Source organism: Succiniclasticum ruminis DSM 9236 (assembly GCF_900112895.1).
GTDB lineage: Bacteria > Bacillota > Negativicutes > Acidaminococcales > Acidaminococcaceae > Succiniclasticum > Succiniclasticum ruminis.
Genome location: NZ_FONL01000002.1, coordinates 110,053 through 136,569, shown reverse-complemented (window position 1 = coordinate 136,569; position 26,517 = coordinate 110,053). Strand labels below are relative to the sequence as shown.

General features: G+C 45.8%; 28 protein-coding genes, 1 pseudogene and 1 riboswitch. Of the genes and pseudogenes, 5 read left to right on the top strand and 24 right to left on the bottom strand.

The genetic code is table 11. From position 1 onward, the window contains the following. Positions 1–33 precede the first annotated feature (33 nt). From BM159_RS02645 to BM159_RS02595, 11 genes are all read right to left on the bottom strand, one after another. Positions 34–762: a hypothetical protein gene (locus BM159_RS02645; protein ID WP_093912716.1), complete on the bottom strand. Its 729-nt coding sequence runs from the start codon at positions 760–762 to the stop codon at positions 34–36. A 51-nt stretch (positions 763–813) separates the two neighbouring features. Then, positions 814–2,295 (bottom strand): DUF2779 domain-containing protein, encoded by a 1,482-nt coding sequence (locus BM159_RS02640; protein WP_093912715.1) that lies wholly within the window; start codon positions 2,293–2,295, stop codon positions 814–816. 40 nt (positions 2,296–2,335) lie between these two features. Further along, positions 2,336–3,037: a metallophosphoesterase family protein gene (locus tag BM159_RS02635; protein ID WP_177205867.1), complete on the bottom strand. Its 702-nt coding sequence runs from the start codon at positions 3,035–3,037 to the stop codon at positions 2,336–2,338. 49 nt (positions 3,038–3,086) lie between these two features. Then, a complete protein-coding gene (locus BM159_RS02630) occupies positions 3,087–3,377 on the bottom strand; it encodes a hypothetical protein (RefSeq protein WP_093912713.1) in 291 nt (96 codons plus the stop codon). Between the two features lie 218 nt (positions 3,378–3,595). Continuing rightward, positions 3,596–4,429, bottom strand: a complete 834-nt coding sequence (locus tag BM159_RS02625; RefSeq protein WP_093912712.1) for a GIY-YIG nuclease family protein — start codon at positions 4,427–4,429, stop codon at positions 3,596–3,598. 128 nt (positions 4,430–4,557) lie between these two features. Next, a complete protein-coding gene (locus BM159_RS11800; protein WP_143089380.1) occupies positions 4,558–4,785 on the bottom strand; it encodes a hypothetical protein in 228 nt (75 codons plus the stop codon). A 559-nt stretch (positions 4,786–5,344) separates the two neighbouring features. Further along, the gene (locus BM159_RS02615; RefSeq protein WP_093912710.1) at positions 5,345–6,790 is read right to left on the bottom strand and encodes an NADase-type glycan-binding domain-containing protein; all 1,446 of its coding nucleotides are present in this window, start codon (positions 6,788–6,790) and stop codon (positions 5,345–5,347) included. 122 nt (positions 6,791–6,912) lie between these two features. After that, on the bottom strand, positions 6,913–7,719 hold the full coding sequence (locus BM159_RS02610) for a peptidoglycan-binding domain-containing protein (RefSeq protein ID WP_093912709.1): 807 nt from the start codon (positions 7,717–7,719) through the stop codon (positions 6,913–6,915). An 11-nt stretch (positions 7,720–7,730) separates the two neighbouring features. After that, complete coding sequence (locus tag BM159_RS02605; protein WP_093912708.1) at positions 7,731–8,243, bottom strand: nitroreductase family protein; 513 nt, start codon at positions 8,241–8,243, stop codon at positions 7,731–7,733. Positions 8,244–8,325: 82 nt separating this feature from the next. Beyond that, the gene (locus BM159_RS02600; RefSeq protein ID WP_093912707.1) at positions 8,326–8,778 is read right to left on the bottom strand and encodes a PaaI family thioesterase; all 453 of its coding nucleotides are present in this window, start codon (positions 8,776–8,778) and stop codon (positions 8,326–8,328) included. Between the two features lie 29 nt (positions 8,779–8,807). Beyond that, positions 8,808–9,074, bottom strand: coding sequence for a hypothetical protein (locus tag BM159_RS02595; RefSeq protein WP_093912706.1), 267 nt, complete (start codon positions 9,072–9,074; stop codon positions 8,808–8,810). Between the two features lie 141 nt (positions 9,075–9,215). Here BM159_RS02595 and greA point away from each other — a divergent pair, with 141 nt between their 5' ends. Then, on the top strand, positions 9,216–9,698 hold the full coding sequence (gene greA / locus BM159_RS02590) for a transcription elongation factor GreA (protein ID WP_093912705.1): 483 nt from the start codon (positions 9,216–9,218) through the stop codon (positions 9,696–9,698). 40 nt (positions 9,699–9,738) lie between these two features. Here the strand turns inward: greA and BM159_RS02585 are convergent, their stop codons facing one another. The 6 genes from BM159_RS02585 to BM159_RS02560 form a co-directional block, all read right to left on the bottom strand. Next, positions 9,739–10,617: a DUF6551 family protein gene (locus BM159_RS02585; RefSeq protein ID WP_177205866.1), complete on the bottom strand. Its 879-nt coding sequence runs from the start codon at positions 10,615–10,617 to the stop codon at positions 9,739–9,741. Beyond that, positions 10,604–11,533 carry a hypothetical protein gene (locus tag BM159_RS02580; protein WP_093912704.1) on the bottom strand — a complete coding sequence of 310 codons (930 nt, stop codon included), beginning with the start codon at positions 11,531–11,533 and terminating at the stop codon, positions 10,604–10,606. Before BM159_RS02580 ends, BM159_RS02585 begins: the two co-directional genes overlap by 14 nt. Before the next feature lie 12 nt (positions 11,534–11,545). After that, positions 11,546–11,908, bottom strand: a complete 363-nt coding sequence (locus BM159_RS02575) for a hypothetical protein (RefSeq protein ID WP_093912703.1) — start codon at positions 11,906–11,908, stop codon at positions 11,546–11,548. Continuing rightward, the gene (locus BM159_RS02570; RefSeq protein ID WP_218149482.1) at positions 11,901–12,626 is read right to left on the bottom strand and encodes a hypothetical protein; all 726 of its coding nucleotides are present in this window, start codon (positions 12,624–12,626) and stop codon (positions 11,901–11,903) included. Before BM159_RS02570 ends, BM159_RS02575 begins: the two co-directional genes overlap by 8 nt. Continuing rightward, entirely contained in the window at positions 12,613–14,502 is a 1,890-nt protein-coding gene (locus BM159_RS02565; RefSeq protein WP_093912702.1) for a recombinase family protein, read from the bottom strand. Before BM159_RS02565 ends, BM159_RS02570 begins: the two co-directional genes overlap by 14 nt. Positions 14,503–14,618: 116 nt before the next feature. Then, on the bottom strand, positions 14,619–14,960 hold the full coding sequence (locus BM159_RS02560; protein WP_093912701.1) for a helix-turn-helix domain-containing protein: 342 nt from the start codon (positions 14,958–14,960) through the stop codon (positions 14,619–14,621). A gap of 134 nt (positions 14,961–15,094) precedes the next feature. Between BM159_RS02560 and BM159_RS02555 the strand changes: the two genes are divergently transcribed. Next, on the top strand, positions 15,095–15,457 hold the full coding sequence (locus tag BM159_RS02555; RefSeq protein ID WP_093912700.1) for a helix-turn-helix domain-containing protein: 363 nt from the start codon (positions 15,095–15,097) through the stop codon (positions 15,455–15,457). A gap of 288 nt (positions 15,458–15,745) precedes the next feature. Here the strand turns inward: BM159_RS02555 and BM159_RS02550 are convergent, their stop codons facing one another. The 7 genes from BM159_RS02550 to BM159_RS02520 all read right to left on the bottom strand — a co-directional run bounded on the left by BM159_RS02550 (position 15,746) and on the right by BM159_RS02520 (position 24,153). Further along, positions 15,746–17,392 carry a sigma-70 family RNA polymerase sigma factor gene (locus BM159_RS02550; protein ID WP_093912699.1) on the bottom strand — a complete coding sequence of 549 codons (1,647 nt, stop codon included), beginning with the start codon at positions 17,390–17,392 and terminating at the stop codon, positions 15,746–15,748. Positions 17,393–17,996: 604 nt separating this feature from the next. Further along, complete coding sequence (locus BM159_RS02545) at positions 17,997–18,257, bottom strand: hypothetical protein (RefSeq protein ID WP_093912698.1); 261 nt, start codon at positions 18,255–18,257, stop codon at positions 17,997–17,999. A 1,417-nt stretch (positions 18,258–19,674) separates the two neighbouring features. Beyond that, positions 19,675–20,583 (bottom strand): WG repeat-containing protein, encoded by a 909-nt coding sequence (locus BM159_RS02540; RefSeq protein ID WP_093912697.1) that lies wholly within the window; start codon positions 20,581–20,583, stop codon positions 19,675–19,677. Positions 20,584–20,652: 69 nt separating this feature from the next. Then, complete coding sequence (locus BM159_RS02535) at positions 20,653–21,666, bottom strand: SEL1-like repeat protein (RefSeq protein WP_177205865.1); 1,014 nt, start codon at positions 21,664–21,666, stop codon at positions 20,653–20,655. A gap of 24 nt (positions 21,667–21,690) precedes the next feature. Next, positions 21,691–21,942, bottom strand: coding sequence for a hypothetical protein (locus BM159_RS02530; RefSeq protein WP_093912695.1), 252 nt, complete (start codon positions 21,940–21,942; stop codon positions 21,691–21,693). A gap of 314 nt (positions 21,943–22,256) precedes the next feature. Next, positions 22,257–23,312 (bottom strand): hypothetical protein, encoded by a 1,056-nt coding sequence (locus tag BM159_RS02525; protein ID WP_093912694.1) that lies wholly within the window; start codon positions 23,310–23,312, stop codon positions 22,257–22,259. Between the two features lie 170 nt (positions 23,313–23,482). Further along, positions 23,483–23,572, bottom strand: a riboswitch (SAM riboswitch). A gap of 245 nt (positions 23,573–23,817) precedes the next feature. Next, complete coding sequence (locus BM159_RS02520) at positions 23,818–24,153, bottom strand: hypothetical protein (protein ID WP_093912693.1); 336 nt, start codon at positions 24,151–24,153, stop codon at positions 23,818–23,820. An 812-nt stretch (positions 24,154–24,965) separates the two neighbouring features. Between BM159_RS02520 and BM159_RS02510 the strand changes: the two genes are divergently transcribed. The 3 genes and pseudogenes from BM159_RS02510 (at position 24,966) to BM159_RS02500 (ending at position 26,481) form a co-directional block, all read left to right on the top strand. Continuing rightward, positions 24,966–25,490 (top strand): carbonic anhydrase, encoded by a 525-nt coding sequence (locus tag BM159_RS02510; RefSeq protein ID WP_245763617.1) that lies wholly within the window; start codon positions 24,966–24,968, stop codon positions 25,488–25,490. Between the two features lie 333 nt (positions 25,491–25,823). Then, positions 25,824–26,009: pseudogene (locus tag BM159_RS02505) on the top strand (recombinase family protein); the annotation flags it as partial. After that, a complete protein-coding gene (locus BM159_RS02500) occupies positions 25,960–26,481 on the top strand; it encodes a single-stranded DNA-binding protein (protein WP_177205864.1) in 522 nt (173 codons plus the stop codon). The pseudogene BM159_RS02505 and the gene BM159_RS02500, both read left to right, overlap by 50 nt. Positions 26,482–26,517: the final 36 nt, after the last annotated feature.

Here is a 26,517-nt window from a genome sequence, read left to right as displayed (position 1 = left end):
TGCGCATTCCTGTACGCATATTTCTGTCTGTATTCATTCGTTGCTTAGCAGATCCTCGATCAGTTCATCAAGATCGTAGAACGCAGGTGCAACTTCTTTAAATGTCTTCTTCACATAGTTGTTGCTGCAATCTATGTAATCAACAATGCAAAAGTCCAGCCATCCTGAGAACCTTAGTCCATAGCCGTCATCGAGCCGCAAAACAATATATTTCACAAAGCTGCTCTGTTTTGCCTCCGGATTCCATGGCTGAAAATAGTCTTCCCTTTCGCTGAGGTCTGATGTATGCAATTCTACTGTTTTTATGGTTCGCCCTATACAGTCCTTGAAGAATATCGAAGCATCTATGTTGGGCAAGTTTGTCCCTGCTTTGATGTCCCAGGGGATACGGTTCATACTGATCCGGTGCTCTCCGTCAGTTTCTTCCATTATTTCCAGTACATCCCCGTCTTCAAAGCGGATCAGCATGGGTTCATCAATCTCTGCACATATGCCTATGGGGGTTTCAAGGTCTACTGACTGAACGTTGTTTCCACTTTCGTCAGGTTCTTTCAAAAGCAGTGATTCAAGATGATAATACGACAGACAGTAATTCAAACCGACCAGCTTGAGATCTGTAATCTTCCGTCCTTCCAGCCTTAGTACATCCAGCCGTTTCCGTATTTCGGCCGGTGAGAACAGAACCGGGGCTGACCATGCCCGCCACGAGAATTTACCTTTATCAAAACAGTCAAAATCTCTTTTTATGATGTCTGAGACCATGGGCAGCACACCTCCTTGAATTACATATGTCTTTCTTACAGAACCTTAGGATCAACCTTTGACAGACTCCCTCAGTTTTTCCAGTACCTTCACCATTGCCAGGGTATCAAGGCGGCAGTATCTCAGGAGGTTGTTTCTCATAACCCTGATTTCCTCCGGTGTATGGTTTGGCATGTCCGCAAAAGTTTCGGAAGCCTCGCTGCCGTTGTGGACACCCTCAAGGGCTTGGTAATCAAGCCCAGGGTCATCAGGGCACAGCGCAGGAAGAACGTATTTGATTGAATAGGATCCCTGCATTGCCCTGCTGTAATAATACTGTTTTTGAAAAGGAACCATCAGGTCGTGTATGTTGTTCCTAATCCCCAGCAACCGTTTTGACAGGTCCGGGAAACAATCGGCAAGGCTCTGGATCACCCTTTGCTCGAACGACCTGTTGTAGGCAAGGACGCAGACATGTCCGGGAATGTCTTTGCACAGGCTCTCGGCAACGGCTCTTCTCGGGTCTGTCCCCTCTTTTGCCAGGAATTCCCTGTGTTCCAGCGTCCCGTCCGCATGCTCGATGTGCAGGGAATACTGGAACGGGATCTGCGAGTACGGGCTGAGCCCGTCATATTCCGGTATCGCCTGCTGAAAGGTCTCGAAATCAAGATGGTACAGGGGGTATGTCAGTTCACTCAGGAACTCTTTTATGGCGGCGGTGTCAACCTCATCCGCCCTGCCGTAGTAAGCGGTTTCTACCTGTTTCCACTGCTTGTCGCTCAGTTTCGGCTGCTGCTTGACGATATCCTCAAACGTGACAATCCCTTGATGATAGTATTCATACTTTTTCTCGGTTTTCAGCCTGCGTACATTAAACACAGACTGCTCCGGGATGTGTCTGGCGCAGTATCCGTGATACGCGCAGGCATAGGGCGCTTCACAGTAAGTATCTATATCACGTTCCGGCTCATCGTCCGTATCCACATAATCGCGGATTGCCCGGATATTGGATTTGACCTCGCTGTATTTGCCCTTTACGGCAGTGGTAAATTCTTCCAGGACAAACAGTTCCTTCAGATCAAGCTCGCCATGCCTTACATAGTCGCTGTTAAGATGCATGAGGAATACTTTCCTCACGTCAATCCCGCACTGTTTCAGGACATAATACTGGAAAGCCATGTCATCGATATAAACATCCTTGACCTCGGTGGAACTTTTTACTTCAATGATGTCGTAGCCTTTTCCGTTTTTGTGCAGGATGTCCACGGCACAGTAAAGCCCGTCGGTCAGGAAACTGGCCTCTGCAATATTCCCGGATCCTGCTTTCATGAACTTTACGGTCTTTTCCGCCATGACGGTTTTGTCGGAATCATATTCCACGAGATTATATTTTCCGAAGTATCCCCTGGCAACATCCCCAACCCTGTTGCCGTTTACCATAAGTGATTCGGACAGGACATCCTCCGCCTCTTCCGGTTTGTGCCTGTCCATCCAAAGCATTTTGGGGCACTGCACTCCCCTGCAGTATTTTGATTTGCTCAGCCCTATGCCCATATCGCTGCCTCCCTAATAAACGTTATTCCCATAAACTGGGTCAGGCCTGCCATACCTTCCTGCTTAATACATCCACGCAGCTCAGCCGTCCGCCGGCCATGTATGCGCCCGTATCGCACATCATGACCCGGTTTGGTAAAAACAGGGGTTTTGCGCTCCTTGTCTTTTTCCTCACCTTCTGTACCGGCGTATGCCCCACTACGATAATCTCCTCGCCGCTGTACTGTTCCCACCACTGCCGGCGGCGCCAAAGCATGTCAAACTCTGACTGGGCAGGCAACGGAACATCGGGATCTATTCCTGCATGGCAGAAGAAAAACTCCTGATACCGGAATTTTACCGGAAGGTCTGTGACCCATGAAAGCAGCCCTTCTTTTTTATCCATGTCCAGTTCGTTCAGCTGCTGAAGTGTACGGAATCCGCCGTTCTCCAGCCAGGACTCGGAATAATCGCCGATCAGGGTGTTGTAGCTGACGCGCTTTTCCATGAGATAGGACGACATCATCACCTCGTGGTTTCCCATAAGGCAGACCACGGAGTCCGGGGACTGCAGCTGCAGGTCATGCACGTACTGCAGGCATTTGACAGAATCCGGGCCGCGGTCGATATAGTCCCCAAGGAAAACCAGGAGGTCTTCCTCCGGGGCGAACCGGATTTTGTCCATCAGCATTATTAACTTTTCATGCATACCGTGGATGTCGCCAACAGCGAGTACACGGGAATAACCGAATAAATTTTTCATAAGCAGTTCTTGACACATCTGTCATGTTCATAACAATTTCTATGGCTTCTCAATCTATCATTCCCGTACAAGTTACACGGGTTGCGCCAAGTGATTTAAGTTTATCCTCGAATTTGTGAATCATCATATGTTCAAAAAATGCGTGTGTTTTGCAACCCACATCTTCAGGATAAATGACATAAAACGAGCCTTTATACATAAAGTTTTCTGAAGCACCTTTTACGACCCAATAAGTTCCGCCAAGACTCTCATACCATTTGTCCTCTTCTGCAATCACATAAGCCTTCATTTCGTGAATAAGAGCCTGTATTTCACGAGGGTAACTGCCTTCATTGTTCATCTTCATCCTCCGCGATGGTACACAGCAATGAGCACCTGCCGAGCATCGACTGCGTTTCGGCACGCTCTTTGCACAAAACTTCAGTTTTAACCACCGTCGTTGTCAGGGTTATCTACCCAGCATAAGGTATCTGTGGAATTGTTTTTATAGGACCTCATTATCCATTGCCATCTGTTCCATTTTTTGTTTGTCTTCAAAGGTTTTTGGGTATCCGGTATTTAGTAGTTATCGTTATATCCCCATTGTTTCGTACACAGTGTATATTTCCACCATCTTTCTCTCTTTTTGATATAGTCGTCGTCCATTCTGGCATTATAATTTTCAAGAATAGAATATTGAAAATTCTTCTTTACATAATCAAAACCTTTTTCTTTTACAATCGATTTTAATTCCGTATTCCCACCATGACCATTTGCAACGTAGTCGGACCATCTTTGCAGCAACATTTTGTCCTGGGCTGTAGCAGAACCCACATACAGTTTACCCGTAGCTTTATCGGTAATAAGATAAACCGCTTTCTGATTTTGTAACGCCGCAATCCAGGTTGAGCGTTGACGTTTGATAATTGTTTCCAACTGATAATATGAAAGTCTGACATTATCATAGCCAGGAAAATCATCACCGTCATAGGCTACCGGAAGGATTTCAATGACTTCATAATCATTCATTACGTATTCAAATTTTCTCACCATGCGCATAGCGGTATTATGATACTTAATTACAACACGCCCGTATAATTGTGTGTATTCTTCAAGTTCTTCTGCTTCATATCCCACACCGTTTTCAACATCCAAATATTTCGTAATTCGCTTAATTGTCGTTAACAACCACCTGTCATAATCTATTTTTAACAGGCAAATAGCAATTTGTCCTATTCTAAAGTATCTGCGTTTCTTATGAAATAAAAACCATCCGGTATTTATGTAATCCGGATTAGTTTTATAATCATCCAGCGGATTTGTTGTTCCATCGTGAACATTCATCTTTACCCGGATATTCCACAGTTCTTCTTCGTTAAATCTTAACAAATCGTTCAACAGTATTTTTTTCATGGCAACCTTTTTAATCCTCCTTAGCTGTTTTATTCATTTTTGTGAGACTTTTTAATAATATCGTATAAAGCGCTAAGTAGTCATGGCTGGATAATTCACTTTCTACAGATATTATTTGTTTTATTATATCATCTTGGCTCCCAACTCTCATAGTATGATTTCCAGTAAGCAGTTGCTGCTTCATATTCCGTTGCCAGATCATTGCGTCCTGAACTTTTTGCTCTTTCTGCCCATTTTTCATATATTGCAGCATAATGCAAACAACTGATAGCGTCTATACTGCCTTCAAATTCATCAGTTAAAGGTTCCGGAAATACACTGGTGTTTGGATCGAACTCAATTCTTAACGCGTTCATGTCTCTTCCTAATATACGTTCAACTTGCAGGAAACAGATTGTTTCCCATCACGATAAAACTTTCTTAATACAATAATCTATATCTTTCAGGCAATCGCCTTTCCGTTCCGCCCTCTGACACACTTCATTGATAATTATCATGCTGATCAAAACAATGTCTGGAGTCTGTATGTGTACTTATCGATCACTCTCAAGAGGTGTTCACACTCATAATCGGTTTTTAATGCAGTCAGAATAGCCGTATGAAAATCTTCCTCGTCATAGATTTCATCCGGTTTGTCCAGCACTGTCTACGCCATTTGTTTTTGAAACTTTCATCATGTCCTCCTTATCTTTCTTAACAGGACCGTCAATACTCATCTACGCGAGGGAGGTGTTCCACTATCTATATTATAAACCAAAAAGCGTCCATAAATATGTACTTCCAGAAACGCTGTATACCAATGTTTATGCGGGGTTTGAGATTTCATATTAAAATATTGCAGCAAGTAAAAAGAATAAAGCCCGGTCTTTATGACAGGGCTTTAATGAGATAAACGCGAATTGTCTTAGTCAAAAGTCAGAAGAATATTAACTCCGATATGCAGGTATCTTCATACTTGCTTCCGCGCGCGACTTTTTCTATTACGAGTTTAATATTGTCGACACTGATCATTTTATCAAAATAGATATCCTGTTCATAAATCGAATCCTCAATATTATAAACCACATTGGAGCCGTCAGAACCAATAACTCTCAAAACTGTCGGCCGTGAATTCTTGTTATAAAGATCCTGGCTCTTTTGATGGCCGTTAAAGATTCTGAAACCGCTGATGTTATATTTCTGATTAAAGTTTATGGTTATGCTTTCCCCAATTCCAAGCCCTTCAACACCATCTGCCCAACAGGTATGTCCATTCGAATCTATAATATTGGATGCTGAATAAACTTTGTCTCCTTCTTTAAGCGCCGACGAGGAAGAAGTGCCGGAAACACCTTTCATTATGGCAACAGACTGCGGCGTGTCTACCGGATTAAACATCTTCTGTTTTTTGACCTGGGGCGCTGAATTCACCACATAGGATTGTTGGCCATTGCCTGGACCGAAAGCCTGTGCGAGTTTTTCCGTTTCTTCGGCCTTGCTGGTAGTGTTGCTGTTGTTGTTACTGTTTTTCCCGGTTAGTTCCTTTTCAAGTTCTTTAGCGGCCCAAGAACGATATTCGTCCCAAAGTCTTTCGTTGCCCGGATAGTTACCAAAGCAGGTATTCAACATAAATTCCAGGTAGGCCAAATCTTCTGTCAACTGTTTATAATATATTGATGAAGCATAAGGTTTTTCCAGGTCCTTGTTCTTATCACTAAGCTTAATAAATTCAACCGGCTCCATAACAAAAACAGTAATAGGGACTTCGTTGTTTTTGTCTGCTTTTCCAATAAACGGAGCAGCGAGATAGAATTTATCTGCAAAGACATAGAAAGCACTGTAGTCACCTTGAGAAGCATAATTAAGAACATTTGGCTTTTTTTTCCCTTTTTCCATCTCAAACGGAAATTGTTCAAATGCTTTTGGCTTAATTTCTTCGACTTTAACATCATCGGGATTTTTTGGCAGGCTGTAACCTGAACCTGGAACTATTTTGTAAAATTTGAAGTTCCCTAATGGAGTTACATTTCTTCCCCCTTCGTCGTTTCTCCAAAAGGATACCTGTTTATAGTCTTCCTCATTAATGGCAAAAGTTCTGTTAGGTGTACCCGCTGCACCCCAGTCGTAACTTCCAATCTCATCATAATCACGTTTGGTTCCACGTTCTTTCAAGAGATATACTAACTCTTTGAGCTTTTCCTTTCTCTCATGGGATAAGGTGGATACAAACTCTGCATGTTTTCTAAAGGGGTTAGTGAGCGGTGGTTGCAATCCTTTGGAAACATCACCAACAGTTTTACTACCTCCACCACATGCACATAAAAACACTAAACAAATCACAGACAATAAGAATAACACCAACCATTTTGCTTTATTCTTCATTTTTACGACCTCCTTCTGAATTATCAGTATTACGCTGCATTAAAAATCAGTATGACGTATGTATCTCGTTATTCAGCAACCCAACAATGCTGTTTTGCGCTTTCATTCCAAACTTGATAAAATTACTTCTTCCTGTAGTCTTTTGCCTCAGCCTGCCACTTTAATTCTTCATAAGTGGCATTATCGAGATCACCGGTTTCTTTCAAATGATATTTATACTGAAAATTGCGAAGGGCTGTACGGGTTGACTTTGTAAACCTTCCATCCGTCTCACCAGGATCAAAGCCAAGCTTTGACAGATACTGCTGGGCCTGCTTGACTTTCCAGCCCTTGTCTCCGACCCGATATACAAGTTTATTAGTTGAAGGCGGGGTTGTTTTCTGTATATCAACCCCACTCACCTTTTCAGTCCTTGTTTCCTTCCTGTCGTCCTTTATTTCATTTAAAACCTGCTCTCCAACTGTATCAGGCTCAATCGTTTTTGCTTCTTGCAGATAACTTGGAATATCGAAGGAATCAACCAGGTTGTAGTTTTCATCTCTTGCGGTTACTGATAATATTTTATACTGCATCAACCGGGCATTCAGTCTCCAGCGGCTTAAGTGATAATGCTTTGTAGACTGAATGTTCTTTTCTTTACAAACCGGGTATTCGCACGGGTTTTTGCCACGATAAAAAATACCTACCCAGACGTCTTTTTCATCATAATATGGGGAAGCAACAGACTGTCTGTCATAAAAAACAACTGTATTGACTTTTTCATCTAAAGAGGTTACAAACATCCATCTTGGAGGTTTCAGTTTGCATTCAGAGAACGCAACGCCCAGTTCGTTTAAATACGCCTCTGCTTCCGGCGAAAGTTTTTCTGCCGGGAAAGCCGTTGAGGCAAGCGACAGCAACAATAGCAATACAGCTATAATCTTTTTCATACTAACCCGCCTTACATAAAACTTACAGTCTGTTCCAGCCGTTTTCTGTTCGTATGGTTAGGAAGTGCACATGTTCCTTCTGCTGCATATCCCAGGTCCATCAGCATCAGAACTTCTTCGTTTTCCGGCAGTTCAAGGGCTCTTGCCATCTTGTCAGGATCAAAGAAGTTTATCCAGCAGCTGTCCACCCCTTCATCAGCGGCTGCGAGAATCATATGCGTTGCTACTATTGTTGCATCCTCCGCCCCGGAATTACGTTTGCCGCCCGGATAGGTGAAGACATTGTTTGTATCATAGGCGACGACCAGAACCGTAGGCGCACCGTAACGGCACGGGGTAACCGCATCAATTTTGGCAAGCATCTGTTCCGCCTGTACCACGTAAATGCGCTGCTCCTGCAGGTTCTTTGCAGTAGGAGCCAGTCTTCCTGCCTCCAGGACGGCATTCAGTTTTTCGCTCTCCACCTGCCTGTCACTGAACTTTTTGCAGGAATAACGGTTCTTCACTACTTCCTTGAACTCCATTGTTTTCGCTCCTGTTCTTTTATCGGTTTGGTCTTTATGTGTTGTCTGCCGTTATATCCGGCCTCATAATCAGTTCTTGCCCTTAATCCCATTCGGCCGGTATATCCTCCAGAATCTCTGTCATATGGAGATTGCCGATCCCTTGACAAAGCAGCCTCCCCTTGTCGTCAGTTATATCTACCGTTGCAGAGCCTACAGTACGTCCAAGATGCCCCGCTTTGACAACCGCTGTTGCCGTTCCCCCCGGTTTTACGTTTCCGATCACGTTAAAACTGAGACCCGTTGTCACAGACCGTCTGCCTTTGGTGATGCATACAGCCCCGAAGGCAGTATCCGCCAGTGTAACGAATGCCCCTGCATGGGCAACACCGTGCGTATTGACGTGGATATCCCCGGATATCTTCATGCGCATGGTTATTTCACCGCATCCGAAATCCACGAGTTCTATCCCGCAGATACGGATGAAAGGACTGTTGTCATACAGCCTGTGGATTGTATCCTCGATCAGCTTGCGGATTCTTTTGTTATCATTCATACCGGTTGCCCATCTTTCCGTTCATTTCCTTAACCTTCGTACTTTTGCCGGCATTTTTTGTTCCTGCTCCACCGCCGGTATTCCAGCACGATGCAGAAATACAGGAATACGATGACTGAAACAAATGCCACAAGGAACGAGAGTCCGTCCAGTTCCTTAAACATGCCGGCCGCCTGCATCAGTGCAGTGCTTTTGTCAGAGAACTCGAAAATATACACCTGCCCTGCCATACCCGTCAGCATGCCGATCAGGCCGGCTGTCAGGCATATGTAGCAGTAACGTAAAACCCGGAACATGATATGCCTCCTATTCACGAATCATTATATCAAAAAACCCGTTTATTATAAAGATTCTCAAATATCCTCCACCGTCGGAAAAGCTATGATCTGCCCGTTTAGTATTATAAATGCCAAAACATTTGAAAGGGAGGATTTTTTATGGCATCAGAAAACACATATTTAACGGCAGAAGGCCTTGCAAAGGCAACGGCGGAACTGGATGCGCTCTATGTCAAACGCAATGATAACGTTGAACGGCTGCAGGAGGCAATATCACAGGGTGATATTGCGGAAAACGCGGAGTACGACGCTGCCAAGGATGAACAGGCGCGCATTGCCGGTCGAATAGCGGAACTGGAACGCATGGTCAGTATCGCCAAGATCATAAACGATGAGGGAAACGGCGACGTTGTAACGCTCGGTTCAAACGTTGAGCTTGAGGATGTTGGCGAAGGATGCACGGAAAGTTTTAAAGGCAGTTTCGTTATTGTTGGTACTGCAGAGGCTGATCCGCTGGCGGGAAAACTCTCAAATGTCAGCCCTGTCGGCAAGGCTGTCATGGGGAAAAAGTCCGGCGAAACCGTGGTTGTACTCGCCCCGGACGGCTATTTAACCTACCGTATAAAAATAATTGCCGCTTAAAATTTTAAAGCCCCGCTGCCCTGTAGCAGCGGGGTTCTTTTTATTCTCCGTCATCAGCCTGTTCCAAAGCTTCCTGATCGTTTGTCTCTTCTTCTTCGGCATATTCTTCAAATCCTGCTTCGTCTGTCTGCTTCTTACGTCCGGAGTACAGTTTTGCCCAGCTCAAGCCCTTTTTGGATTTCCGGTTATATGCGATAAGCATTGCTTCCGCATAACCCATTGAACCGGCCTTGCGTTCCTTTGCAAGACGGGTAATATCCCGGGAGGAGTAAACCCCTACTTTTTCCTTGAAGATGTCGTCCCTCAGGGAATCGCCGAAAACTGCCACCAGTATCGCGATCCCTTTCAGTATCCCGGAAGACAGGGAACCGGCCTCGCCTTCCCATGTCCCTACGCAGAGGCGTATTGTTCTGTCAAGCACGTGGAAGCCGTATTTTTCATAAATGAGTTCCAGTGAAGAAACCGCGCAGATCATGCCGGGAGCCCTTACTTTTGATATGGTAAGGTCATAGGATTCCACGAGGGTTTTGATCGCCACCTGAAAATCATTCTCGGCTTCAATGTTGGCCATAAAGATTTCGTACGGTGCAAGGGTCTTGACATATTTCTGCTGGTTCGCAAATACATCCGCCTCAATCCTGTAATCCATATCGTCGTAAACCATGCACCATACCGGGGTATCGCGGGAACCGGAGACCATTGCGACGATTTCTATCGTGTGCTGGCCGTTGAACACGTAGTTTACTCCGTTGCGGCGGCTGACCTTGACAGGGTTGATCTGGTAAAGGTCAAAGTTTTCCGCGGTCTTCTTGATGTGCTGCAGGGACAGATTCCTCTGATAGTCCTGATTGGAAACAAGCCTTTTGATCGGGATCAGTTCAAAATGCACATCAGGAACGAATTCTCTATAGTCTGCCATCGGTTTCCTTTCTTAATACAAAAATCATCTTGTCCGTTGTGGATTTGAGCCTGAGAAGCGCTCTGTGCAGCCGGAACCGGGCGCTTTCCGAGGTTTCCTCCATCCTTGTGACATTCCTTACCCGCATGATGCTGCTTATCCAGGAAGGAATCGTAAGGGAGAGGCTTGTTATCTCCCCGTCAGGATCATATGCGGGCATTGTTTTGATGGAGACAACGGGAACTGTCATATTATCATCTTCGTGGTTCAGGGTGCCTTTCTCATGCGTACCTGTCAGCCATCTCTGGCATTTGCAGGCAATTATGTCCGGGTCAAGGGATGCCAGACTTTCCACTTTTTCAAATGACAGTTTCAGTCTCCCTGAAAGATGGGCATTGACAAAATCCTGTGACGACTGGTAAATCCTGTCTATTGATCTTGCGTACGCCTCGTATTTTCTGACAGTAATATGATTTATGGCATACTGGGTGCCGATTCTCGCTCTTAAACGTGTCAGGGTGTTTTCACGGTAAGTTTTTTCAATACTTCCCAATGTCAGGCCGCCTTCCCGGTGTACTGGGGACTTCAAAAGATATGATGCGGCCGACCGTTCCGCGATGCTTTGTTTTCCGATCAGGTATTTCCTCATTTCCCCAACCAGGGATTTCCGGGACAGCTGGTTCCTGCAAACCCATGCGATGGCTTCCGTACGGTTTGTCAAGGGCACATCGACAAGGCAGAACGGAATATTCTGCCTGTGGCAGTATTCATAATATTCATGATCCGCAAGTATGATTCTTCCCCATACCCTGACACCTCTGTTACCCCCGTTCAGCCTTATATCTTCTTCCATCTCATGCAGTTCGACGGAATTCATCGGAGCCACGAGCCGTCTCAGTACGGGATCCGTCTCCAGCCGGTACAACTGCAGTTCCATGAACAGTCCTCCTTAATGTTCAAGCAAAGCGTACTCCCGCAAGGAAAAAACAGCCATATTCTCTTCCGCGATGATCTCACCCTCAATCCGGTATTTTTCCCTGACGTTCCATTCCGGGCAAAGTTCATGGAGTGCTGTCATAAAAGCCTTGCTGTACAGCTCGCAGTCATTTTTCAGGGTGTCTTTATGGATACGGTGGGCCAGCTTGTCGTCCAACACACTGCATTTTATCCCTATGCTGTATTCTCCCGGGTTGATGATAAGAACAACGAAGTCAGGGTCCCCCAGGGCCCTGAGGGTCTTTTGATGGATACGGATCCTGTTCTTGCGCATGTCGATCAGTATTGAAGGTTTAAATACAGATGCCTTAGTCATTGTTTGATCCCCTTATGCTGCCGGTTTCGGAGGTTATATCTGCCGGTTTTTTGTTTTCCCGGATTCCGAATACCGTGTAACCGTTGAATATATTGACCTGAAGCTGTTTTCTGTGTTCCTCCACAGGAAGGCCGAACTGGTTTTCCCATTCGGCAGGAAATACCGGTTTCCGGGATGTCCTGGGCTTTTCCCCGTTTTTGGGCGTTCTCAGGTAGATTTCGGTAGCGGTAAGGTCAAAGACGATCAGTTTCTCCTCCCCGCTCCGGATTATTTTCCCCAGCAGTTTGTACCTGTAATCGGTATTCCAGGACATGAGGTTTGCTATTTTGGCAAAGAAGACCCTGCAGGTAATCTGTTTCGGCTTTCTGCCGTTGTTCTTTATGCTGCACCATAAAAAGGCGTCCTTTTCGTCCTCATCTGCAGGCCTGATGACCAGCTTTTTTTCCTCCGCGTTCACCAGTATCTGGACATAGTCCACATCCTGCATCCGTTTCAGGCAGCCTGTATTGACGTATATCTTGCTCTGGTTGAAACAGATGGACGGCTCATACAGATGCGCGAAGAATTCCCCCCGTACCACCTGATAGCCGTTATAGCTGAAGGAATCATCCTGTACGATTTCATTCTCCGCATAGTCCTTCCTGTCTTTTACGGCTTCGTCCGGCATTTCGCTGGCAGGCAGTTTTCTGCTCCCTGTTTTCTTCTCAGCATGCTCCATCCGTCTTCCTCCCCAGCTTCTTCTCCTCGATGATGCTCCGTATCCCCTGGATCAGCTTGTCCGGAGGCGTAACGTTCAGTCCCTGACCTGCAAAAGGCTGCGCTTTTTCCGTTATCTGCCATGCCCCTTCAATATCAATGGTGGACAGTTCCCGTGCCTGTGAATGACTGTAATAACTGCTTCCGAAACCGTGGGCCCATGCGGAAGGATACGCCGTGATGGAACTGCGGGTACTTGGAGCAACAGGCTTTACGCTGTTGTCTGGAAGATTGTTGTTTCTGTCACCGGAAACATCTGTCAGTATTTCACGGGGCAGAAAGACTTCCGTTTCCCTCATGTCGAACAGGATCACGCTTTCCGTGTTCCTGTGCCTGCGCACACCCTGTACGCGGTAACGGTATTCCGTTTCCCATCCGAACAGTGTATAGATCGTGCGGAGAAAGGCGCTTCCCGTAATGATCCTTGGTTCGCACTCCCCTTTTTTGCCGGATCTTGCCCAGTGTATTGCGTTGCGGTTCTCTTTTGTTGTTCCCCTGATAGCAACAAGGTGCTCGGCGGGATGCACCAGCATTTCGACATACTGCGTGTTCTCAAGCTTCCTGATACAGGTCTTGCTGAACTTGACGGATTTCATGGAGAACGTGACGCTTGTCTTTTCAATGCTGTCGAAGAACTGCGATCTTGCAATCTCAAACCCCCGCAGGTCAAAATCCCCTGAGTTGGCCTCTACAGGCCTTAATTCCGGAAGGCTGCATTCCCCGTCACCGTATACGCTTCCGGACGCAGCCACATAATCGGTGTCACGGAAACCGGCCCAACGGGGATTGACGGATACAAACCCTTTCAGGGCCCCGTCATGTATCACCTGCAGTTCCGGCAGTATTCCCTTGTTCCCGTACTTTGCGTTTTCGATCAGGTGCTGTACCGCAATGAAATCATCCATGGAGATGATGGCCTCGTGGTGGTTTCTCCAGCGGTACTGTGTCCGGTCACCGGTATTCTTCTTTGTCTTGTGGTTCAGGTAGCTGGGCGTGTAAGTCTTGCGGGTCAGGACATCACCGCAGTGGCGCTCGTTCCTGAGCTGCTGCAGGATTGAGGCGGGTGTCCATGTGGTATTTCCTTTCTTGGTCTCGCATTCCAGTGCCGTCAGGGTATCAGCGATCTGCTGGCAGGTGTATCCGTACAGATACATGAAGAAAATCAGCCGTACCGTCTTAGCTTCTTCCTCATTGACGACAAGTTCGCCGTTTTCGTCATGGTCATACCCCAGAAGGACTGGTGTGAGAACAATACCGTGGGAAAAGCGCATCTCTATGGAAGCATTCATGATATTGCTCTTTACGTGGCTTTCCTCCTGCGCAAAGGTAGCCTGGAACGAAAGCCCCATTTCCGCGTCATCTTTCAGCGTGAAAAGGTGTTCCGTCTCAAAGAACACCCCTACAGCAGGCTTTAAAGCCCCAAGTTCACGGGTGATGCTGATACAGTCAACGATGTTCCTTGCAAACCGGGATACACTCTTGGTGATGATCATGTCGATCTTTCCCGCCTTGCAGTCCTGTATCATGCGGTTGAACGCATCCCTGTGACGAAGCGAGGTCCCGGAGATTCCCTCGTCCGCGTAGATCTCGGTAAGTGTCCAGTTTTCGTGGCGACGTACCATATCTTCATAGTAATTCTTCTGCAGCTCATATGAAGAGGTCTGGCGCGGGTCGTCTGTGGACACACGAACGTATACGGCTACCCTCCGGGCGGTATCGTCATAGAAATCGGCCTTTTTCCTTGCAGGAATGACTTCCAGTATATCAGGGTCGACGCCCTTGTAACGTTCCCTGATCCTTGCTTTTTTCTGTTGTTTGGACAACGGGGTCTCCTTCATATCCTCCCTCCACGTATGTCATCACCGCAATTATAAAAAAAAGTCCGGAAAAATAGAAATAACCACAGGGCTATATCTATACCTGTGGTTATAGTTTCGGCAAAAATTTTATAAAATTATTTGCGGTTGTTCAGGAAAACCGTTTTCATGCTGCGGAGAGTCTTTAACATCGCTTCCTTCTCGGATGAGGAACAGCCCTCCATAAGCCCTTTGAGCTCGGCTGAATAGACGGCATCCACTTCCGGTACATTGGTGCGCAAAAGCGAATCGGCCGATACCTGGAGGATCTCTGTTATCCGCATAAAGATATCTATGCCGAAGTTTGTACGGCCTGTCTCTATGTCACTCATATGGGAGACGGAAATGTCCAGTTTTTCCGCCAGCGCGGACTGGGTCAGGCTGCGTTCTTTCCTCGCTTCCCTGATCCTTTCCCCGATCCCTTTCAGGCAGTCATCCATAGGGTTCTCCTTTCAAAATCTCTTCTATGGTCAATACTATCTTGAAAAGGCTGTATTTAGAACAGCCGATAGTAGACAACTTACACGATAGTGTATATAATAATCGGTAAATATACACGATAGAAGGTGAGATTATGAAACTTAACTACAAGCATCTGGGACGGCGTATCCGGGAGGAACGGATACGGGCCGGGGTCTCACAGGCAAGGCTGGCAGAGATGACAGATTCATCCCCGCAGTATATAAGCCATATAGAAAATGCCCGGAAGAAAGCAAGCCTCGGCCTTATAGTCCGGATTGCCAATGCGCTTGAGATATCTGTGGACCAGCTGCTGTCGGAAAGCCTTACGGGTAGCAGTTATCCCGGTGATGCAGAACTGTCGCGGCTGCTGTCCGGCTGCTCCAATTATGAAAGACGGGTCATTCTTGATTCTGCGAAGGCACTGCGAAGTATCCTCGAGGAAAACGGCTGGATGGTATTGGCAGATAAAGAGTAACCTGTTACTGTCTTTCCTGCAATGTACCGGTGGTATACCAATAGCGCTGCCGGTAGGAAGGACAACGGCTGGCGCCTTGTTTCTGAAAAAAGGTACCCGGATACCGTACGGTATCCGGGCATTTCAATGAAAAAATGAAGAAAACTGGAAAAATTAAGGAGTCTGAAACTTGAAAAACAATAAAGAAAAACAACAAATATTGGGAGGAATGCTGTTTCTTTACTATATTGTTCAGTAATTTTTAAAAATAATATTTACTGCCCCAGAAACACGGATCAGATGTTTTGTCTAGAAATTCCTTGATTCGGCAAGTACCTGTACCTGAGCCAGTGCGAGTTCCTTTCCCTGCTTGTTCATCTGATGATAATACTTCAGCAGCCTTTCCTCGTTTCTGTCCTCCCACATCCAGGCGATGTCCAGTCCGTGGAACAGGCTGTCGTGCTTTATGACGTCCATAAAAACATCCTCGGTTATTTCCATGTTTCTGAAGAGTTTTAACAGTATCCTGGAAGCGGGACATTTCACGTTGCCCGGTTCCTCAAGGTGTGAAAGTGTGGCTTCCGATATCTCGCACAGTTCCGCCATCTCCCTCCTGTCCAGATTATGTTCCTTTCTGTAGCATACAAGTAATTCTGACAGCTTCATGACAGTTCTCCTTACCTTTTTATTTGATGGTTTCGTTTTCGGCTTTGTTCCACTGGCCTGCGGTCTCTTCTGCATCATTTGTTTATCCTGGCCTGACTGTTTGTCCGGAAGGTAGTCTTTCAGAACTTTGCTTCTGGCCCGCAGCTTCTCCTTCGCCATGGTTTCGACCTGTTGTATTCTCGTTCTTGATACGCCATACATACATCCGATCTCTTCCAGCGTGTAAGGCCGACCGCATCCGATCCCGTTGCGATACTCCAGTACTTTCTTTTCCCTGGGGGTCAGCCGGTCCATCTGCTCCTGCAGTTTTTTCTGCAGCAGCCAGTCGGTCAGGCCTGTTTCCGCTTCTTCTGCCGTATCGGTGCAATAGCCTGACAGTTCCTCCTCGTAATCCGGGGCGTCATCCTCTTCTTCCTGGATTTCTTCAGAAAAGCCTTCGCTAGCCGTGTGTTCCGCGGTTTCAAGGAAGGCTTCCAGCGACAGCGGTTCCAGTGAGGCCCGTATTGCTGCCCGGGCGTCTTCCGGCTCCCAGTTCAGCCTTTCTGCAACCTTTTGTACTGCCTCATTGCAATCCGGCAGCCTGTCGCACCCCGTACAGCCCCACTTCTTCAATACGCAATAGGCACTGACAAAGTGGAATCTTCTGTCTTTCCTGATCGAGACCTGCGGGTCATGTGTCGTTTGTCCTTTCGCCGTTGTATGACGCATCCAGCCAAAAAGATACATGGAAAACATGTTCCCGTTTTCCGGTGAATAACTGTTGACAGCCCTTACAAGACCTTCAAGCGCATCCCCTACTGCTTCCTGCAGGTTCACATCCAGCAGCTTCGACCATCTGAGGCCGAAAGCCAGGGCTGTGCGCAGGTACATTTCTGTCAGCCGTTCACGCGCACCGTCATCCCCTTTGATGATCTTTTTGCTGAGATGTTCCAGTTCATACCGTTGCGGCGGTTTTATGGTTCTGACTTTATCCACCAACGGCCTGAGTGCATTACAGTTCTTTATTATCTCATCGTATACAGCCTCATAGTCTTTATGGGCGAAATCAAAGTATTCCGTGCCATCTTCATCATACCATGACTTCCGTCTGGGCTCCGGTTCTGCTGTGGGATCCATTCCCAGGATTGTGACGCCTTTTGCTTTCAGTTTATTGTAGAGCCAGATCCTGTCGTCGACAGTCAGACGGTACGCCAGTGCGTAATCACAGATCCGCCGATACCACAGATCTTTTTCTTTTTTGGCGATATTCTCCAGCTTTTTTAATGCTGTCGCCCTGTTATCCCGTTTCATACCCTTGTAAAAAACAACTCTCCTGCTATATTGTGCTTGCGTTGATCGGCAGAACAGCAAAAAACAGCCCGGGCAACGCAGTTCCCCGGGCCATGCTTCTTGACGTTGATTCTGAAATCTGCCGACAACTTCCTTTGCAACAGTGCTAATTATAGCACTAATTCTGTCAAATGCAAGTACTTGTACACATTAACCTTGTTTTAAAGCAGATGAAATACCATCGCCGGTTTTACAAAATAAAAAATTGCTAATTTTTGACAACTTTGACTGTCAAGCAAATTCTGCGCCACATAAGAGTTCATGCAGGTTTTGTGTAGGAATTGAATTATGTGGTTGTACACTTCCATTTTCTCCTTATCGCATACCAAAAGGCATCTGCATGATAGTTACACGGAATAAGTCATCCACACACAAAAAAGAGCTGTCCTCTTTCAAGACGCGGGGCCGAACAGATGAAACACCTAACAGCAATCCGCGAAGGTCAGCTCTTGCTAAATCAATTATAATTATGATCTTGCAACCTGTCAATGTTATACGATACTCTAAACCGTTTTTTCTATTATGACAAAATCGGCGATAAAATACCATTTTTCTCATCGACGGCTTAAGTTCCAATATAATAAAAACTCTTCACGGCTCGTGGGCCTGAACCCAAATCAGGTACTGCCGTGAAGAGTTTTACATCACCAACGGCGATAACAGCCTGCCTGCCGATGGTGATGTTATAGCAATATCCTTTGGTGGGAACGGAACCCCAACCCCCGCCTCCGGCGACGGTGCGTTTTTCACTCCCACTGGCATTGAAGCCGGAACCAGAGGAGATTCGCTCGTTCGCAAAGATAATGCTATTTAAGAGTAGTCCCATATCATGACCACCTAACGCAGAACGTCTGACGGATTCATGAGGGAACGCTCTATTTAAAACTTCTGCATGGGTCAAGCCAGTCCAGCAGCAATCGCTGAAGGGAATCACCAAGAGAAGTTCTAAACAAAAACCGGCAGGTATCTTACCAAGGTCTGCCGTAAAACGGTCCTCGGCCTCTACCGATTCTTAGAAGCGACCGCCCTTCAGACCCCAGATAAATAAGATCCGCACAGGGTACGCCAACTTCTACAGATATTATAAGATAATGGATAAATTGGTGTCAATAACGAAAGGAGCGCCAAAAGGCTTTCGCCAGCAACAAGTGCTGACCCAGTTTCGGTTGGTCGCTCTATAGACAGTATAAAACGATCCTTTAAAATTTGTCAAAAAAAACATTCTGACAAAACTGATTGCCAGAACGCGTTTTAGCGATTCCGATTATTTGTTTAGTGAGATAAACGTGAATTTTTCGGTTATACGAAACTCCATTTTTCACCGTCCGCTTTTACAAACAAAAAAACTTCTGCATGGATCAAGCCAACCCAGCAGCAATCGCTGGGGGGATCACCAAGAGAAGTTTTTCTAAATATTTGGGAGGGACAGTCCAGGCATTCGCGCCCCTCGTCCGAAAATTGGGTATCAACGCTCAATGCCAAGCTCAACCCTTCCGGCAATCAAATATTATCACAAAAAGATATTAATAGCAATACAAATTCGCAGAGTTATACGATTCTCCATTTTCGCCGTATCGTATAATCAAAAAAATAAAAGCCCTTCACAGCGGTCCGTACCTAATTGGCAATTAGGGGGAGGCGTGAAGGGCTTTTTTAGGTACTTCTCCCGGTCGTTTCCGGGTTATTGACCCGGGCGTAAAGGATCAAGCACCTTTTATACAGGGCGCCAAAAGGCTTTCACCAGTAACAAGTACTGATCCAGTTTCGGTTGGTCACCCTATTAAAACTATACCAATCTTAAAATAATTTGTCAAATTAAAAAGAAACGACCCATATCACAGGCACAATATCGAAAGATACTACACATATGCGAGGCTTCGCTTCTTGAAAAAGCACTGGCCGGGTTGCTGATACAACAAATGTTGATCATAATCTAACCAGCATCACTAAGGGTACTGGCACGCCTAACGGCACTATCCAGATGGACGTCGACCCTAGGCTCAGGCAGATCTTTTATTAAACCTCTGCATGAATCCAGCGCGTCGGGAACCAATATCCCGAAGGTGTAACCATGAGAGGTTTTTAGAAGAGGCCTTGCCAGCGCCTTGGACACAGCAAAAATGCCCTGTCATTGGCAGCCGGTAAGGCTTCCACAACTAGACTATCAGATATTAAATAGAATGTCAAATACTGTATTGGGAGGGCCTGACCGGATATTTACACCCCTCATACCGCATAACGGTTTATTTACGCGGTTCTTTACTTATACCAATCTGTTTATGGTATTCCCTTCTCCTGACTTCCATTTTATCCAAGAGGTTGCCTGCATAATCAAAGTATTCTGTCCCTCCAAATTCAATATTATTTTTTCTAAGGATAACAAGATACTCTGTATAATCAATATCGTCAGCAAAATCTTCATAATCGGATTGTATGGGATAATCTGCTTCTATATATTCATCCATAAACCAAATATGGGCAAACCTGCACGGCACAATAAAACAGTCTTTTTCTAACGAATACACACCGTCAAAATATATATCAGTTCCTGCTGCCAGTACCTTTTTGTGCATATCAACATCCCAAGTATCAATGTGCGCAAACTTTGGTTTAGCTATGATAGTCCCATCAATGTACATCAGGCCGTATAAGCCTTTTTCTTCTTCCTGAAAGATCACTACGTCATACTTAGTATCCTGAATAGCTGTGTATTGACAGGGAATTACTTCTGTGCCAGTATGATCCAGCACGCCCCAACGGGCTTTCCCGTCAATCATTTTTGCCACCACATAATAATCTTCTTTGCAATAATAACCACAAGGGCCTATTACGTACACATATTGCGGCTCAATTACCACATTCCCTTCGGTGTCTATAAAGCCCCACGTACCGGCATCTATGGCATATGACTCATACAGGCCGGTATCTGGCCAAGGGGGACTTAACCACTTGGCGTTATATGGGCAAAGTCCAATACCGCCAAAGCATAATTCAAATCTTTCCGTAGTATCAACTACCACTTCTTTCCCACTTCTCGTAATGAAATGTGGCTTTTGATCAATGGATCCTCTTATTTCCTTACAGCCTCTGAGGTACTTTTCATCCCATTCCTCATCAGATAAATCATAATCCTTCGGCAGATAATTTCTCATGGAAAATCCCCTTTCATGTAGCCCTCTTCTACATTTCAAATCACATAGGTAATTCCTGTCGTTCTTTCATTATATCAGTTTTTCCATCTTACTGATAAGGTCATCCATACGCTCATGTTCCTGCTTTATCTGATGGTAATCTTCATCCGTAAAATTTGGTTTATTCAGCTGCTGTATCCTGGCCCAATACTCATCCCGTGTTTTGATAAGACTGCTTTTTAGCTTCGGGTCGGTTACTTTCTCAATCACTTTGTTCAGCCTATTATACCGGTTACTCCTTTCGAACAGGGTTTTCATATTAAAAATCCAGGATCTCAAATATACCCCTTTCTTTGTCCAATATGCTGCTTTTTCTGAATCCTGCGGAACGCCCAAACCTTTTTCATACATTTCCCCTAATCTGGTTTGGGCGCATTTTATATCGTGTTCGGCAGCAATTTTGTACCATTTCGCTGCTTCAGCATAATTCTGCGGGACGCCGTTGCCTTTATCATATAACTCTGCAAGATTCGCCGCGCCGGCCGGAATCCCCTTTTCGGCAACTATCCTGTACCACTCTGCCGCTTTGGCATAATCCTGTCCGGTTTCTTTGCCAATCTCATATATATGCCCCAAATTAAGCTGGGCAGCCGTACACCCGTTTCTGGCTGCTTTTTCATACAGTTCCACAGCTTTGGCAGGATCTTTTGGCACGCCGTATCCTTGTCTGTACAGAAAAGCCAAATTGTTCTGCGCGCTTGCATCCCCCTGCCCGGCTGCTTTTTCATACCATTCAGCTGCTTTGGCAGCATTGTATTCCACACCTTTGCCACGCTCATACATTATTGCCAAATTATATTGGGAAAGCGCATATCCCTGCCCAGCTGCTTTACTGAACCATTCTGCAGCTTTAACATAATCCTTCTTTACACCTTGCCCGTTCTCGTACATAACGCCTAAATAATTTTGGGCATCTGCGTCACCCTGTTCCGCAAGCCTACTGAATATTTCTGCTGCTTTGCTGTAGTTCTTTTCAACACCTGTCCCATGATAGTAATTTTTACCAGTCTCCAGATTATAATCACGGATATCACAGGTTTTCATATTTAAGTTTCCTTCCATTTTTTGTTATTCCTCCGGTTCCGTAAAGCCCAGTTCCACTCTCCGTTTCGCCCAGTATTGATCCAGTTCCCTGCTCCGCTGCCTCTTGATTTCCGGATAGGTTTCCTGGTACCACAACTTTTCCAGTTCCTGGTACTTCTGGTCTTTCTGCGCGGCCAAGTTCTCTTTCCAGTTCTTCGGCAAGTCGGCGTTTAAGATAATTATCGCACTACTTGAGCTCTTCTCCCGCTTTGTTGTCACTGTCAGATTCAATGCCATAATGTTCCGCTCCTTCCTCTGACTAAATATTATAAGTTTTCTTCGTCTTCCGTGTCTTTTATCCCCAGTTTCTCCCTGCGTTTGTCCCAATACTCCCATGCTTCCCAAACAATTTGCGCCTTCTTTTCGGAATCCGTTTCCTTGCCCCCACAACTCTATTCTTTCTTATAAGCCCTGATCTATTGCTGTTCCAACCGCTCTTTCCAGTCTTTCGGCCATCTGGGATTAAGTTTAATCCGAATTCCTGTTGATGCCATTTTGTTCATCCTTGTTTTCGGACTTCTCGTTCAAACCAGAATCCTGTCCAATGGTTCTCAAAGCAGTTCGGACACGCGCCCCATGTGGCACTCACGGAACCACTTCCCGCTGCCGCAGAAGCAGGGACCGTCCGGAAGCCGGAACCGGCTGAGCCCCAGCTTGTCCGCGTACAGGTTATAAATTTCGATGAAATTCTTTTCGTAGTCGGCCAGTTCCCCATATTTTTCCAGATACGCGGGCAGATCAAAGGCAATGGCAGTACCTCCGCACCAGTCCACAAACCATTCCCGGGCTTTGTAAAGCGTAGCGGGGCTGAACTTGCAGCCTGCCATGACATGGATCAGCAAGTTGGGAGTTTCGTCACTGCACAAGCCGTTCAGAACAGAGGGAGAATCGTTTTGCTGCAGCATGCGCCAGCACATATAGGCTGCCGGCAGAGCGATGCAGATAAACAGATCCTTCAGCCCCGTGTCGAACAGATGCTGCCACAGGAACTGATGCCGGTATGCCATCGTTGCCCCCAGCTTTTCCCCGCACGCCTTAAAATACTGCCGGTACTGCAGCAGGAGCGGGGAACGGATTTCCTCCGGCAGACCGCCGAAAGGGCCCTGTTCCATTGCCCCATTGGGCGACATAAGGTTAAATACGACCGCGTCGGCGGGAATCTCCCTTACGATATATTCGGCACACCGTTCATCCTGCGGGGGGCAGAAGAAATCCTCGATCTTATCTTCCGGCCTGCGCTGCTTGTCGAATCGTTTCCAGCGCGGCTTGTCGATCTGGTAATAATCGTCCGTTTCAAAGAAGCAAAGCTTTTCCGGAAGGTTCGGGACGCACAGGGCGCTTTCCGCGAAAAGCTGACCCAGGGAGTCAGCGGGAACGCACCAGACAGGGCGGTATCCCAGATATTTATCGATGCTGCCGCCTGTATAGACGACGTCCCGGAACGTAAAGGCAGGGCTTGAGCCGTATCCCATGAGCGGCTGCCAGGTGGCGAACCTGCGGCACCGGGTTCCCCTGCACGCCCGTTTGTCTTCCGGGTCGATTGGGAAGACCGGAGCGTAGTTCGACTTGTCTTCGTTGTAGAGTTCCACGTTGATTTTTGCTTTCATAACAGCACATCCTTTCTTTTAATTGTCGTCTTTGCTGACCATACTTCGGCCGGCAGCCGGAGGGAGTGCGGTGAACGACAGGCTTCTTATAAAAAAAAGAACAGCCTTTTCGGGCTGTTCTATCCGTTCAATAAAAAAGCCCATCGTCACGATGGGCTCCATATGCTTTGTTCCCATCGTTCAAGCTTTAGCACCTTGACCTTTCCGGTCAGGTTGCTGTGCGGTCACCGAGCTTGTCTCTCGCGCACTCTTTATGGTCAATTGGGTTCACGTATGTAATTGTATTCGAGAACATTTTAAGTTTCTTTTTACAATTCTATTTTAGCAGATTAAGCAAGAAATAGCAAGTAAAAATTAATAATTTCTTCCTATTTATATGTATATTTTTAAAAACGGTTGCTTATATGAGGTTCTGCTCTCTATTTACATATATTCCGTTGCAGGGTTTTACGATGCTCTATTCTCGTTGTATCGGATACGAGTTTTGTTGATGTTATCAAAGTGGTTATTTCTTTTTTAACGCCCACCAGTAAAAAGCAACTACTGCGATAGCAAGTAACGGATATTTTTTTGCTACGCCTATAAACGCAGTTCCAAAACCATAGACAATGACAATACCAACTATAACAATTAAAGCAAGAAGTCCGTACCCTATAGTGTTGCTATCGTCTTTTATTCCAGTTATCTTTTTTATGATCCATCCCGCCACATATAAAAATGCAAAAAAGGCGATATATGAAAAAACGTCTCCTGAACTATCATACACATCACTCATTGCCGGTCTTGCCAATGCTACATTGTTAATCAAAAACAAAACAACACAAAGAAACCAACTTTTCATTATAATTTCCACCTTATGCCCCAACGCCTCTGCCGCTAGGTTAAGCAGTGCGGCGAATGTTAGGTCTGTAGTCTACAGTAAATAAAACCCTTTACCCACTCAGACTTACCGAGTACAAAAAAGAAGTAGTAAAGGTATTTAATGCGCTCACCCTTAACGCTGCCGGAGTATCGATCTGGCTGAAAAAGGACAAACACCTTTGAAGCAGAGCCGTCTTGTCGGTCGCTTTACAAGCTATGGAATAGAAGCGGACGGCTCTGCTCTAAATCCAGCGCAACTCGTGTTTCGAGCAAGTATGCTGGACTACAGCAAATGCTTAGCAGGAGGTGAATCCGTACGACCAGTGTCCCGCAATGCACAACCGTTATAATAATATGTGAAGCCAGCAAATTTATTTGAAACGTATGAATCCAAAATATAAGTAAGCGATTAAAATGACAGCTATCGCAATATCCAGAAAAATGATACCGAAATATCCACTTATAAGACACCAGATAAGTGCGCCAATAAATAATCCGGGCATTATCGCTGCGCCTATAGCCTGTGCCATCCTATTCTTTTTAGCTTTTGTATAAGTGTATATTCCGACTGTTATAGCAACTACAGGGATGAGCGATATCTCCATTTTTTCTCACGCGCACAATTTTAACAATTTGCTTACTATTTGTTCTCGCTTGCATGGTTAATATAGCACATTTTTTTATGGTCGTGGTCGCCATGATGGCGACATTTTTAAATTGTCTCCTTCGCCCTTGATTAAACTATGATATAATTAACAAAATGACTATAATTAGCTGATGGAGGTTGCAACCATGTACGATATCCGCGTTAAGCTTAATGAAGGAAACAAAAGATTTATCGAAACATCAGACAGCGCCCTGCGAAAGAAAACGGCAGAACATGGACAACATCCTTACGCCATCGTCATCTGCTGTTCGGACTCGCGCGTCATCCCGGAAAAAATATTCAGTGCTACGGTTGGTGATTTGTTCGTGATCCGCGTCGCGGGTAATGTGCTGGATAACCATCAATTGGGCAGCATCGAATATGCAGCAGGGCATTTGGATTGCAATCAGATTATTGTTCTCGGCCATACTGGCTGTGGAGCCGTGACTGCAGCTCTTTCTGGCAGCACCGATGGGTTTATCAAATACATCACTGATGATATCCTGGAAGCTGTCGGTAATGAACGCGATCCATATAAAGCCTGCTGCCTGAATGTGATGCATGCCGTTGAACGACTGAAAAATGAATTTGCCAACCATCCGGAAATCGGCAGTGTGACAATCAGCGGTGCCGTATACGACATCCGCAGCGGCGCAGTAACATGGTTGTAACTGTGTTACAAACAATCAAGAATTAATCCCCCCTGCCCAACGCTTCGAATTTAAGCGACAGGCAGGGGATTTACTTTTTGCTCTATGCATTTCTCCAGAAAAGTGTACTTTTCCGAGTGGTCGGATCCAAGCAAAAAAACTATCCACAAAAGTCCAAAACTCATTTCTGTGTATATGCGATAAATAGATGGACTTTTATGGATATTATTCATGTTTATTGTGTTCTTTAAACCAATATGGTATTATATGCTTAGAAGGCAGAAACCTCCGTGTGGCTGATTTGATGCAGCAGCGGTCTGAAGGGTTTCTGTCTTATTTATTTGCTAATTCGTCATTATTCAAATACATATTATATCCTCGAAGGAGGTGTTGTATTTGAACACAGTAAAAATATTCGGTTATATCCGGGTCAGTTCCAAAGACCAAAACCTGGACAGGCAGATTGACAGTCTGAAGCAGTATGTTCCTGATGAAAGAGATATCTATTCTGACAAGCTTTCCGGAAAGGATTTCAAGCGTCGTAACCCCGGCTATACTCAGTAGTTACGATGTGACCAATGCAAGAGGCAATGTGGAGCATCAGGTTACGGTGGGATGCAATATCCTGCTGATCGACAGCGAATCCGGTGAGTCCATTGATTTATACGGTATCGGCACGGGTCAGGACGCTGGTGACAAGGCTGTAATGAAAGCGGAAACAGCGGCCATCAAGTACGCGTACCTCTTGTCCATGGCCATTTCTACCGGCGACGATCCGGAAGCGGATATACGGACTGACGAAAACAGTTTTGCGGAACCGCAGCGCACAGCTGCAGCAAGGCCTGCCCCCTCCCCTGTTCCGCCCGGTAGTTCTGCACCGGCAGACGAGGATGTTGCCGTATGTTCTGGCTGCGGGCGGGAGATCAGTGAAAAAGTCCTGAATTACAGCATGGCGCGGTATAAACGGCCCTTGTGCATGGAATGCCAGAAAAAGCACGGGAGGGTTGCATAGTTATGAAACAAGAAAGGTAGGGAGGAATATCTTCCC

Coding starts and splice junctions, on each gene's coding strand:
- BM159_RS02645 (WP_093912716.1), bottom strand. CDS start 762: ATGGTCTCAGACATCATAAAAAGAGATTTTGACTGTTTTGATAAAGGT.
- BM159_RS02640 (WP_093912715.1), bottom strand. CDS start 2,295: ATGGGCATAGGGCTGAGCAAATCAAAATACTGCAGGGGAGTGCAGTGC.
- BM159_RS02635 (WP_177205867.1), bottom strand. CDS start 3,037: ATGAAAAATTTATTCGGTTATTCCCGTGTACTCGCTGTTGGCGACATC.
- BM159_RS02630 (WP_093912713.1), bottom strand. CDS start 3,377: ATGAACAATGAAGGCAGTTACCCTCGTGAAATACAGGCTCTTATTCAC.
- BM159_RS02625 (WP_093912712.1), bottom strand. CDS start 4,429: ATGAAAAAAATACTGTTGAACGATTTGTTAAGATTTAACGAAGAAGAA.
- BM159_RS11800 (WP_143089380.1), bottom strand. CDS start 4,785: ATGAACGCGTTAAGAATTGAGTTCGATCCAAACACCAGTGTATTTCCG.
- BM159_RS02615 (WP_093912710.1), bottom strand. CDS start 6,790: ATGAAGAATAAAGCAAAATGGTTGGTGTTATTCTTATTGTCTGTGATT.
- BM159_RS02610 (WP_093912709.1), bottom strand. CDS start 7,719: ATGAAAAAGATTATAGCTGTATTGCTATTGTTGCTGTCGCTTGCCTCA.
- BM159_RS02605 (WP_093912708.1), bottom strand. CDS start 8,243: ATGGAGTTCAAGGAAGTAGTGAAGAACCGTTATTCCTGCAAAAAGTTC.
- BM159_RS02600 (WP_093912707.1), bottom strand. CDS start 8,778: ATGAATGATAACAAAAGAATCCGCAAGCTGATCGAGGATACAATCCAC.
- BM159_RS02595 (WP_093912706.1), bottom strand. CDS start 9,074: ATGTTCCGGGTTTTACGTTACTGCTACATATGCCTGACAGCCGGCCTG.
- greA (WP_093912705.1), top strand. CDS start 9,216: ATGGCATCAGAAAACACATATTTAACGGCAGAAGGCCTTGCAAAGGCA.
- BM159_RS02585 (WP_177205866.1), bottom strand. CDS start 10,617: ATGGCAGACTATAGAGAATTCGTTCCTGATGTGCATTTTGAACTGATC.
- BM159_RS02580 (WP_093912704.1), bottom strand. CDS start 11,533: ATGGAACTGCAGTTGTACCGGCTGGAGACGGATCCCGTACTGAGACGG.
- BM159_RS02575 (WP_093912703.1), bottom strand. CDS start 11,908: ATGACTAAGGCATCTGTATTTAAACCTTCAATACTGATCGACATGCGC.
- BM159_RS02570 (WP_218149482.1), bottom strand. CDS start 12,626: ATGGAGCATGCTGAGAAGAAAACAGGGAGCAGAAAACTGCCTGCCAGC.
- BM159_RS02565 (WP_093912702.1), bottom strand. CDS start 14,502: ATGAAGGAGACCCCGTTGTCCAAACAACAGAAAAAAGCAAGGATCAGG.
- BM159_RS02560 (WP_093912701.1), bottom strand. CDS start 14,960: ATGGATGACTGCCTGAAAGGGATCGGGGAAAGGATCAGGGAAGCGAGG.
- BM159_RS02555 (WP_093912700.1), top strand. CDS start 15,095: ATGAAACTTAACTACAAGCATCTGGGACGGCGTATCCGGGAGGAACGG.
- BM159_RS02550 (WP_093912699.1), bottom strand. CDS start 17,392: ATGAAACGGGATAACAGGGCGACAGCATTAAAAAAGCTGGAGAATATC.
- BM159_RS02545 (WP_093912698.1), bottom strand. CDS start 18,257: ATGGGACTACTCTTAAATAGCATTATCTTTGCGAACGAGCGAATCTCC.
- BM159_RS02540 (WP_093912697.1), bottom strand. CDS start 20,583: ATGAGAAATTATCTGCCGAAGGATTATGATTTATCTGATGAGGAATGG.
- BM159_RS02535 (WP_177205865.1), bottom strand. CDS start 21,666: ATGAAAACCTGTGATATCCGTGATTATAATCTGGAGACTGGTAAAAAT.
- BM159_RS02530 (WP_093912695.1), bottom strand. CDS start 21,942: ATGGCATTGAATCTGACAGTGACAACAAAGCGGGAGAAGAGCTCAAGT.
- BM159_RS02525 (WP_093912694.1), bottom strand. CDS start 23,312: ATGAAAGCAAAAATCAACGTGGAACTCTACAACGAAGACAAGTCGAAC.
- BM159_RS02520 (WP_093912693.1), bottom strand. CDS start 24,153: ATGAAAAGTTGGTTTCTTTGTGTTGTTTTGTTTTTGATTAACAATGTA.
- BM159_RS02510 (WP_245763617.1), top strand. CDS start 24,966: ATGTACGATATCCGCGTTAAGCTTAATGAAGGAAACAAAAGATTTATC.
- BM159_RS02500 (WP_177205864.1), top strand. CDS start 25,960: ATGAAAGAGATATCTATTCTGACAAGCTTTCCGGAAAGGATTTCAAGC.